Source organism: Nocardia exalbida NBRC 100660, assembly GCF_000308575.1.
GTDB classification, from domain to species: domain Bacteria; phylum Actinomycetota; class Actinomycetes; order Mycobacteriales; family Mycobacteriaceae; genus Nocardia; species Nocardia exalbida.
In genome coordinates, this window is sequence record NZ_BAFZ01000019.1 from 1 (window position 1) to 366 (window position 366).

Sequence of the window (366 nt, forward strand, 5' to 3'; positions counted from 1 at the left end):
CGTATGTGATTTTCACGTCGGGTTCGACGGGTCGTCCGAAGGGTGTTGCGGTCTCGCATGCGGCGATCGTGAACCGCCTGGTGTGGATGCAGTCCGCGTACGAGTTGACCGGTGCTGATGTGGTGTTGCAGAAGACGCCTGCGACGTTCGATGTGTCGGTGTGGGAGTTCTTCTGGCCGTTGCAGGTCGGTGCCCGCTTGGTGGTGGCGAAGCCGGATGGCCATCGTGATCCGGCCTATCTGGCGGAGATCATCAGTGCCGAGAAGGTGACCGTCACCCACTTCGTGCCGTCGATGTTGGCGGTGTTCGTGGCGGATGCCGGGGCCGCGCAATGTGGTTCGCTGCGGTTGGTGTTCGCTTCCGGTG

The 366-nt window shown here is 62.6% G+C and carries 1 protein-coding gene; it reads left to right on the plus strand.

From position 1 onward, the window contains the following. Positions 1-366, plus strand: a 366-nt coding sequence (locus tag ON29_RS04250; RefSeq protein WP_040864828.1) for an AMP-binding protein, incomplete at both ends; no start/stop codon positions are given.